The sequence below is a fragment of the Bradyrhizobium sp. BRP19 genome (genome assembly GCF_020194195.1).
Lineage (GTDB): Bacteria > Pseudomonadota > Alphaproteobacteria > Rhizobiales > Xanthobacteraceae > Bradyrhizobium > Bradyrhizobium yuanmingense.
This window is the reverse complement of sequence record NZ_JADYVZ010000008.1, coordinates 284,105-293,325: the sequence shown is the minus strand read 5'-3', so window position 1 is coordinate 293,325 and position 9,221 is coordinate 284,105. Positions and strand designations below refer to the sequence as shown.

The following is a 9,221-nucleotide window of genomic DNA, read 5'->3' as shown; positions in this document are numbered from 1 at the left end:
ACAAGCTCGCGGTGAATTTCGGTTTCGGACGGAATTGGGCGGGCATCCACTGGCGTTCCGACGCTTCGGCCTCAATGGCGATCGGCGAAGAAGTGGCTATCGGCATGCTGCGGGACGAGCGCATGACTCTCCGCGAACCTTTCGACGGCTTTTCCTTCACGCGCTTCGACGGCAGCCGCGTGACGATCTGACAGCAGTCGGGCGACGCCCCCTGCCGTGGGGCGCCGCCCCCCGGTCCTGTGCAGAGTAGTGGAAGCGTTTATGCCCGACAGCCTATTGGTGGAAGCTGAGCGCGGCGCCTGCTCAATCAACGAGACCCAAGCCGGGGGCGGCTCTCGTTCTGATCATCTTATGATGCGTGGTTGACCTGACCCGTGAACCGCAAACCTTCAATGACCGGAGCAGCCCACCAAATGCTTGCTTACCAAAAATCTTGAAGACAGCGAAACTGCTCGGTATCGGGATTCCGGCATCCTTTCTCGACTGTACCGACGAGGTGATCGAGTAGGCACAGTCCACTTCCGGAATTGGCACATCTGCGAAGTCGCGCTGGGTCTCACGGAGCTCCGCTCATCGCGGCGGAGCGGACCAGATTTGCTCAACCTGAGTTCTTCGCGTTTTGACCCATAGCGGACATTTTGGATCTTCCAGCACTTGCGAAAAAGATGTAATTTAGCGGATAGGTGCATTGACGCCGGTAGCGCAGCGCGTCGTCAACGCTCGTTTCCACGAGCGCAGACCAACTCGAAAGCTGTGCACAGAAAACCGAAGTAGGAGAGCAGCCAGCGTGAACCGTCGTTCCTGCCGACGGTTTACACATCCTGTCTTGGGAGGGATCTCGATGAAGGCGTCGGCCCCTCGTTTCGCGTTAGCAGCGATGTCATCAATTGCGAGCATTGGACCTGGTATCGCGGCTGAACCGTTGGAAGCACGAGACATGCTTGAGCTTGCGGTCTTGGCCTTGAAAGGGGATGAGGCGACAGCGCTCGAAATGTTCAATAGGGGCCATCCCGCGTTCAGGCGCGGCGACCTCTACGTCTACTGTGCGGACGCGAACGGCAAAATCCTCGCCCACGGCCTGCCGGACTTGATCGGCCCTTGCGGCGCTGAAGGACAAGACCGGCAAGGAGTTTGGCCTCCAGCTGCTGAACGAAGCGCGCTGGGAGCGGATTAAGGTTATCGGCTACTATCTGCCCAAGCCCAATGCCAGCAAAGAAGTGTACAAAGAAGACTACTTCACCAAGATAGGGAAGCTCACTTGTGGTGTCGGTTACTACAGCACCAAGGACGAATAGTCAGGTCCTTGCGGGCCGCTGGGCTGAGACGGTCGAGATAGAATGTCCGATTCTGGGCCCTTAGCTGACCAATCGCGGCATGGTGCGCCACGGCAGCTTGTGGCCCGATAGCGAAGTTCGGTTTGGCTCAGATATGGTCCGCTGATCGGGGCACACCGGAAGTGTCACGGTTCAAACCGGCGCTTTTTACCTCAAGCGGCCCTAGAATGTTTGTCAAGCCTGATGAACAATCTTCCGCTTTCCGCATTCAAAATGAATGGAGATCGACCGGGAAAATCTGGCAATCAGCGCGCTCTGTCGAGAGCTGGCCAAGGTGTTTTCAGGAGAGATCAGCGACCGAGACTTGCCGGACATGAAAACGGAGCTGCTTGCTCGGCTTCGCGATGCTGCGGCAGCCGAGGCTCGCCAGCTGGATTGCGATAACGCTGTGCTCTTTGGCCGCCGTGTGCGCGGTCGGGTTTAGTTGGCAAGGCGACAACGGACGGGTGGCTGGCCTCCCAGGGCAGTTTGCCCGTGACCCGCACCGGACCTCGCGAACATTTCAATGCCGGCGGAGGGTCTCCGATACAACATAGGATATAGGTACATTTCTGGATTGAACTGCTTAACGATCTAATCGACCCATAAATATTCTCAAAAAAGACCATGGGAGCCGCAATGTCCTCTCCAGAAGAAGACGATCGGCGCGAGTTTTTAAAATCCTGCGGCAGGTTCGCCTCCGTAACACCTCCGGAGATCACAGCCTTGCTTACGACCTCTCTTACTAGCAGCGCAATTACCAGCACCTTGGGCGGGGGTCGTGTATGCCTAATAACTATCGCTCAGGGCAGAAGGCTGCCCGAGAGGCAGCCTTAGACTGTCACCGGTTCTTGCCGCTGGTTAACGAAGCGAGAAGCTGGGCAATCGCGGCGACTTGCACTTTCAGGATTGGGGCCCCGCGAGGATCGGCGGCACGTGCTGAACGAGCGCCTCCGATTGCCAAGGCCTCTCTCTCATTGGCCGGATAGGCGGCTGCTTACTTGACCACATCTCTCCGCTCGGACGTGTCGGCTGATGGCCCATCTGCGAAGTTGCGCCGCATCTGCCGGAGGTCCGCTCACCCTTCCTCAACGGAAGTCGCGCGTAGCATAGGGCGTTGGGCTCCGTCGCTTTTTGGCACTCTCAACGGATTGACTGCCAACCCGGTGAGGAACAGGCTATTTACGTCATGATCCGTCACCTGCCTTCAATGTTAACGCGAGAAGAACGTCTTAAACGGAGCAAGGAAGCCGCGCTCGCGCTTCTGGGCGCCGGTCGTATGCGTGAAGCGGTTTCGTCGATAATGACGGATATCCTCGATGGCCCAAGCAGCGCATTGCCTCATGAAGTCCATGCGTTCGGCATCTGTGCTGCCGCGGCTGGCGACACAAACGCGGTGCGAGAATACATCGAAGGCTTTATCTGATATCTCTCAGCTCTATGTCCGCCTTTGGCCCGATGGCGAAGTTCGATTTGGCTCAGATATGGTCTGCTGATCGGGGCAGACCGGAAGTGACACGGCGCCCTTCAAACCGGCGCTTTTGACCCATAACGGACAATCGATGAGCATCTCGTCGAGAGTCGGCAAACTTTCTGGGGTCGCCAATCCGTTCTCTCGCGGCGCTGGGGTACGGCTGTTTCGACCCTCGGTGGGCTAGTTTCATTCTAGCGGCGGCTTAAGCTCCATCTCAGCCGCCGCCCATCCCCGGCAGATCGCTGCCACCGTTGTCTGTCCGATCTCGTGACGTCTTTGTGCCCTGCCGAACCGCAAAGCCAATAAAGCCGACAAGAGCTATGAGGGCGAGGAGTGGTCCTATCCAATTTGGCATCAGCTTCTCCCGTTTAGACCGCCTCAGTTGGCGACCTCTTTCATATCATCCTAAGCGTGCAATGTCGCCTGTTGGCCCATCGCTGCCGCATCTCTTGGCCGAGGATATGTCGACTGTCAGGGGTAGACCGGGCCTAACTTAAACCGAGCCAAACCGTCCGATTGACCCGGAGCGGAAGTCGGCCCTCTTGGCCTATTCAACAGTGTAAGGGTTGAGCTTCGGAACGCCCTGCTTCCATTGTACCCATTCTTCCGCATCACGGAGCGACACAAAATCGGCAACAGGGATGTCCGTGAGATCAGGGCGACGCTCTGTTACCCGCCAACCGCCCGCGTCTAAGCGCTCTATGATAAAGCTCTCGACAGGCACGCCAAGGTTGGTCATTTCAAGCTAATCATTCTGCTGGAGTGAATGGAAGCATAAGCTGACTTCGTCGGCCTTTACAAGGAGGCACGCCAAAATGCGTACGGTTTTTCTGCTCTGGCACAGCTATCCGCACGAAGACGGTCTCGATGAGAATGATACCGAAGATAAGCTCGTCGGGGTCTACAGCAGCGCTGCCGAGGCAGAAGCAGCAAGAATGCGCAAGCTTCAATTTGAGGGCTTCCGCGACTACCCTGACTGCTTCCAAGTTAGCGAGATGCGGAAGTCGATAAGGACGAGTGGAGCGAAGGATTCGTCACCGTGAAGACGTGAAGTGACGTCCGCCGATGTCTCCTGTTGGCCCGGAGCCGTCCGTGAGGGCAGAGCAGCGCACGTCTGATCTGCCCCGAATTCAGACGTCGACTTGTTCTGCTATCGCGAGGGCGTCGTCGACCTCGATGCCGAGATAACGAACGGTGCTCTCGATCTTAGTATGGCCCAGAAGGAGCTGTACGGCTCGCAGGTTGCCAGTTCGGCGATAGATCAAGGTCGCCTTGGTCCGGCGAAGGGAATGCGTCCCGAAAAAGTGCGGGTCCAGTCCAATGTCTGCAAGCCAGCGGGATAAGAGACGGGCATAGTGGCGGGTCGTCATATGACCGCTCGGCCGCCGGCCCGTGAACAGGTATTCTCCTGACTTCTTGCCCGTGAGCCGCAGGTAATCGTCGATAGCCTGCCGCGCCGATTCCGTCAGTTCAAACTTAACCGGCCGGCCAGTCTTCTTCTGTCGGACGGTCGCGCGGTCGGCCGCATAACCGCCCGGCGCAAGGTCTTCAACTTTCAAGGCTACGACGTCGCAGCCGCGCAGCTTGCTATCGATGGCGACGTTAAACATTGCTAGGTCGCGTGTTCGGCCTGCGACCTGGAGCTTGGTTCGGATTGACCAAACGTGCTTTGGACGGAGCGGCGGCTTTGCGCCGATGATCTTCCCCTTGTTCCAAGGAACGTGCTTCGAGACGGCAGAGACGGTGGTCGGGGTATCGGTCATGTTGACCTCCTCAGCTAGTGAGGCTGGTCATTTTCGGTCCGGAGCACTTCCAATCCCACGTCCACTTTCAGACGATTGGAGACGTAATTGCTACTAACGAGAGCGACGACAGGACCGGCTTTGACCCATTGCGGACGTGCCTGCGGCGGCTACGGCAACAGAAAAAATGGTATGGTGGTTCGCGGCTCAACGTATAGAAATTTACCCATTTCGTGGGCATATAGTTTGACTGCTAGAGCTAAGTTGGTGGGCATTGCAACTCGTCACGGTGACGAGGGCTGAGGATTATGCCGATAAACAAAATGCCGGATTATCCCTCGTACATTGGCTATTGGTTTCTTGGGCTGGTTGCGGGTTTCGTCGTTTGGCTCTTTAGCATAGCACTGTTCTGGTCCGGACACTGGATCATTGGCGTTATCGTCATTCTCGCGACAATCGCTCTCTATTTCCGTCACGGAATGGCAATCGCAAAGCAGCGGGAACGAAGGCTGCGGTTTTCATACGGCGCCCGCTATCGGCGATATTCTCTCCGAGAGCTTTTCGGCACACTGTTTCGACGTCGCAACGAGAGCTGATCCGGCGCAACTCAGACTTCCGCTTCTGGCCCGAATGCGAAGTCGAGGCAGCGGCACGGGTGGTCGGCTCATGGAGGCAGACCGCAAACTACCGGCCGCCCCTTCGAACGGCGCTCATGACCCGAAGCGGTCTGACCGGTGTTTATCCAAAATTGAGCATCTGCGGCGCCATCGGTTGACTTACAGGGCACACGCAACCAAACGATAATGTAAGCCGCGTGTGAGGTCGCGAGGAAAGGTCGGAAAATGGGTTTGGCGCTTCTAACCCTTTCGGTCGGGATCATCGCCCTCTTCACGGCATTGGCATTCTTGCTGCTACGAGCACCTACAACCGCCGACAGCTCAACAGGCGAGCAAGCATTAGCTCCGGTCGAAGCAAGCTCGACCTCTGCGAGGGCGGGTGGCGCTGGTTGTACGTTGATCGCTGCTGCGGGCATTGGGGTACTTTGGTTCTTTGTTTGGAAGTTGTCAGCGATCACGCTGCAGTACCTGTTTGTGAGCGGAAATTCGTCGCGTGCGTTTCCAATAGTGCCCCTGTCTTTCGCGATTTCTATAGCGGCGATGTGCGTAGTGGTTCTGTTTGCACGTCACTTCAGCAAATGAGATGGACCTAACTTATGACCGACGGCGAAGGCTGATGCGGCGCGCGATGATGGGTATAGGCTTGGCATTCGCCGTGCTTGTAGGTCTCTATTTCTACGGATCGCCACAATACCGAGAACTGAAGAATGCGTGCATTGAAAGCGGCATGGACCATTCGGATGCTCCATCGGACGATGATCTGCATCGTTTGTGGATGGCCTGCCGCAGGATTGGCTTTGGCGCGCCGTTGTGAAAACGAGGCAAGTGGCTAAGGTCCGCTTTTGGCCCTTCGCAGCCCATCGGAATGCTCGGTGGAGCGTCGGCTCTCGGGTGTAGAGCGGAAACTGATTGCAGCGGTATGGACCGCCGATCTTGACCCATAACAGACGAACCTCTGACCGATACTACGGTTAAACGTCTGCGTCCTCTTTAAGTTCGACTTTCGCAACGATCTCTCATTGCGTAGTGGACAAACTGACTTTCCAAATCGGTGAGTTTATAAAGCTCCACATAATCAAAGGCTGACTTTGCCGTAGTCGGAGCCGGACCAGGCTCCTAGCCGACCTATGCGCCAGCCGATGTCCTGTCGGCTGGACGTCGGGCCGCGCTTGCCTCGGCTATTCCTTGCCACCCATAGCGGCCATCGACGGCGCGGTTTTGGCTATGATACACTTGAAGGTTGTGAGACAGGGTTAGCGGAGAAAAACGGGTGAACCTGTCAGTAAAAGCAATTACCGAGTCGGTCGCTGCGATAGTCGCGATTTGCACCTTTCTTTGGGGAATTTGGGTTTATCGAAGTCAAAAGAAGCGAGACCACGAACTTGAAGTGGCAAAGGATCGACTAAGCAGATTCGAGAAGTTTCAGGAATTCCAGAAGCGATACAGAGAAGAGGACGCGCTAATCAAGGTGAGGCAATGGATTTACAGCGAGCAACTCAGTTCGACTGGCTTACCGAAGCCGTCTGACTATGAGTTGCAGCAATTCATGGGTTTCTTTGAAGAGATAGCCATTATGATCAATTCTGAGCTTATGAACGACGACCTAGCTGCCTACACGATTGGTATCGATGCGGCGAGATTTTATGACACGGTAACCACTTATCACGGTGACCCATATTTTCGGCTGTTCAACTCGTTTGCTCTACGAATGCAAAAGCGCTTTAGGACGTTAGCCGAAACAGAAATTTCGGCGCTGCGGTTTTGAACGCACAAACTGGAAACGCCCGGGGCCGCCTGAGTTCCCTCATGACCCCAAGCCGACCAACTTCGTCGCTTGCGGTTGGTCTATATTGAGGGCAATCCGGACTTCGCATCAGCGATCCTTCGACTGCCGCTTGTGACCCGAAGCCGTCTTGCACGATGCCCCGCATTTGCGACGCAGCAATTGCCGCCTCAGCAGGTGCGACGACCATCGATGCGTGATACGCTGCGTCACCTCGTCCTCCTGCGATGAGGATCGAATGAAGCGGCGGGAGTTCATAGCGGGTACTGCGGCGCTGCTCGTCTCGCCGAGACGTCCGTGGGCGCAGGGTAGACGTCATCGACTTGGCTTCCTTGCTATAGGTGATGGGAGCGGGCGGGCCCTCAATCAAGCCGAGCTTGCGTTATTTGATGGGCTGCGAAAGCACGGCTGGATCGATGGAAGAAACCTGATTGTCGAGTATCGTTTTTCCCAACCCCCAGACCGACTGCCAGCTTCAGTTGCCGACCTGATTGCTCTCAGTCCCGATGTGCTCGTCGCTGCAGCGCCCCGGGCAACCACAGCCCTGAAATCCGCAACTGCCACCATCCCAATCGTATTCGTGGCAGTGTTCGATCCCGTGGGGCTTGGCCTCGTGCAAAGCCTATCGCGTCCAGGCGGCAATATAACGGGTCTTGCGACCTCCGCAGGGGTAACAATCGGAAAGCAAATCGAAATCCTCCGCGAACTAGTGCCAGGCGCTTCGAAAATCGCGCTCTTGGTCAATCCGGGAAATCCCATGCACAGGCTGGTATTAGTCGAGGAGGTTCCTTCCACAGCCCGGAACCTCGCCGTGGCTCTGCCGATAGTGGAGGCGACCTCGGCTGAGCAACTCGATACTGCGTTTGCCTCGGCCGCCGCCCAACGCCCCGATGCAATGATCGTCCTTGGCGACCCTCTGACTGTAGTCCAGGGCCCCCGAATTGTTGCGCTCGCGGCGAAACATCGTTTGCCCGCTATTCATCTCTCACGAGAATTCGCGGATGGCGGATTGGTCGTTTATGGCCCCGATATAGCCGATCTGTTCCGCCGTGCAGGCGGTTACGTCGATAAGATCCTCAAAGGCACGAAGCCTTCCGATCTGCCGGTCGAGCAGCCGACCAAATTCCAGCTAGTGATCAACATGAAGACTGCCAAAGCGCTCGGCGTCACCGTGCCGACCTCTTTGCTCCTTCGCGCTGACGAAGTGATCGAATAGAATTTGCTGCGCTGCATGAGTCCGGATATGGCCCAAAGCGCGTGTCGGGAAACTGCTGCGATTCGGCGGCCATTGGAGGGTAAGCAGACATCCGGCGAATAAACTGCAAATGGCGCTCCTGCCCCATCTCGGGAGTAGGCCCTAGTCCAGCAGCGGCCCGATATGCTTTGATGCGTCGGACTACTCATCCGCTATACGCGAGCCACGGCGTCGAGAGGCGGCCGTAGCGCCCGGCCACTATCCTGTGCTCCATCTTAGAATGAATGTGGCCGACCCCATCGACGACTTGGAGACGATATCATGAGCGCAGACTCGGAAATCAAATCTGCGGGCGCCAACATTCAGGCAAGCACTATCAGCACCATTGTACTAGGCTTTGCAGCCGATCCGATGGCGCGTTGGGTTTGGCCCGATTCATCCGAATATCTCAGGATTATGCCTCAATTCGTCAAGGCATTTGGCGGACGGGCATTCGAGCATGGCACAGCTTACATCACAGAAGGGGCTCGCGCGGCCGCCCTGTGGCTGCCGCCCGGCGTCGAGCCCGATGAAATGGCCATGGACGCACTCATGGCGCAATCCCTGCGTCCGGAGATCGCCGATGATATTGGACACATGCTCCAGGGAATGGCCGAACATCATCCCCACGAGCCCCATTGGTATCTGCCTCTCATTGCCTCCGATCCGAACTGGATCGGCCAAGGTCTCGGCACATTGTTGATGAAGCACGCTCTTCGACGATGCGACGAGGAGGGCATCGCCGCCTACCTCGAAAGTTCGAATCCGCGAAACATCTCCCTTTATGAACGCCACGGCTTCAAGATCATCGGCGAGATACAACATGGTTCTTCGCCGACGATGACGCCAATGTTGCGGACAGCTTCTTGAACGGAGTCCAATCTGTCGAAGAGAAGTGCAAGTCCGCTAAGGCGATCAAGCCGGACGTCGGCCTCTGGCCGGCTTCTTCCATAACAATGGATACGCGAAGAGATCCTGGAGCCGGCCGTGTGTTACCGTCACGCTCTCAATACCGTCCTACCATCTGCAGGCACCGTCAGATGGCGTGGTTCTCTTTG

General features: G+C 56.7%; 10 protein-coding genes and 1 pseudogene. 9 read left to right on the top strand and 2 right to left on the bottom strand.

From position 1 onward, the window contains the following. The 3 genes and pseudogenes from I6F36_RS24565 to I6F36_RS24555 all read left to right on the top strand — a co-directional run. Positions 1-191, top strand: a pseudogene (locus tag I6F36_RS24565) (twin-arginine translocation pathway signal protein); the annotation flags it as partial. A 1,360-nt stretch (positions 192-1,551) separates the two neighbouring features. After that, positions 1,552-1,758 (top strand): hypothetical protein, encoded by a 207-nt coding sequence (locus I6F36_RS24560; RefSeq protein ID WP_225172380.1) that lies wholly within the window; start codon positions 1,552-1,554, stop codon positions 1,756-1,758. Between the two features lie 744 nt (positions 1,759-2,502). After that, the gene (locus I6F36_RS24555; protein ID WP_225172379.1) at positions 2,503-2,739 is read left to right on the top strand and encodes a hypothetical protein; all 237 of its coding nucleotides are present in this window, start codon (positions 2,503-2,505) and stop codon (positions 2,737-2,739) included. A gap of 595 nt (positions 2,740-3,334) precedes the next feature. Here I6F36_RS24555 and I6F36_RS24550 read toward each other — a convergent pair. Continuing rightward, positions 3,335-3,526 carry a hypothetical protein gene (locus I6F36_RS24550; protein WP_225172378.1) on the bottom strand — a complete coding sequence of 64 codons (192 nt, stop codon included), beginning with the start codon at positions 3,524-3,526 and terminating at the stop codon, positions 3,335-3,337. A 76-nt stretch (positions 3,527-3,602) separates the two neighbouring features. Here I6F36_RS24550 and I6F36_RS24545 point away from each other — a divergent pair, with 76 nt between their 5' ends. Beyond that, positions 3,603-3,830 carry a hypothetical protein gene (locus I6F36_RS24545; protein ID WP_225172377.1) on the top strand — a complete coding sequence of 76 codons (228 nt, stop codon included), beginning with the start codon at positions 3,603-3,605 and terminating at the stop codon, positions 3,828-3,830. 87 nt (positions 3,831-3,917) lie between these two features. On the opposite strand, the gene I6F36_RS24540 is transcribed toward I6F36_RS24545, so the two are convergent. After that, entirely contained in the window at positions 3,918-4,550 is a 633-nt protein-coding gene (locus I6F36_RS24540; RefSeq protein ID WP_225172376.1) for a tyrosine-type recombinase/integrase, read from the bottom strand. An 821-nt stretch (positions 4,551-5,371) separates the two neighbouring features. On the opposite strand from I6F36_RS24540, the gene I6F36_RS24535 reads away from it, so the two are divergent. From I6F36_RS24535 to I6F36_RS24515, 5 genes are all read left to right on the top strand, one after another. Further along, positions 5,372-5,728, top strand: a complete 357-nt coding sequence (locus I6F36_RS24535; RefSeq protein WP_225172375.1) for a hypothetical protein — start codon at positions 5,372-5,374, stop codon at positions 5,726-5,728. 34 nt (positions 5,729-5,762) lie between these two features. Next, the gene (locus I6F36_RS24530; protein WP_225172374.1) at positions 5,763-5,960 is read left to right on the top strand and encodes a hypothetical protein; all 198 of its coding nucleotides are present in this window, start codon (positions 5,763-5,765) and stop codon (positions 5,958-5,960) included. 456 nt (positions 5,961-6,416) lie between these two features. Next, on the top strand, positions 6,417-6,911 hold the full coding sequence (locus tag I6F36_RS24525; protein WP_225172373.1) for a hypothetical protein: 495 nt from the start codon (positions 6,417-6,419) through the stop codon (positions 6,909-6,911). A gap of 256 nt (positions 6,912-7,167) precedes the next feature. Then, positions 7,168-8,145: an ABC transporter substrate-binding protein gene (locus tag I6F36_RS24520; RefSeq protein ID WP_225172372.1), complete on the top strand. Its 978-nt coding sequence runs from the start codon at positions 7,168-7,170 to the stop codon at positions 8,143-8,145. A 300-nt stretch (positions 8,146-8,445) separates the two neighbouring features. Further along, positions 8,446-9,033, top strand: coding sequence for an N-acetyltransferase (locus tag I6F36_RS24515; RefSeq protein ID WP_225172371.1), 588 nt, complete (start codon positions 8,446-8,448; stop codon positions 9,031-9,033). The last annotated feature ends 188 nt before the right edge of the window (positions 9,034-9,221 follow it).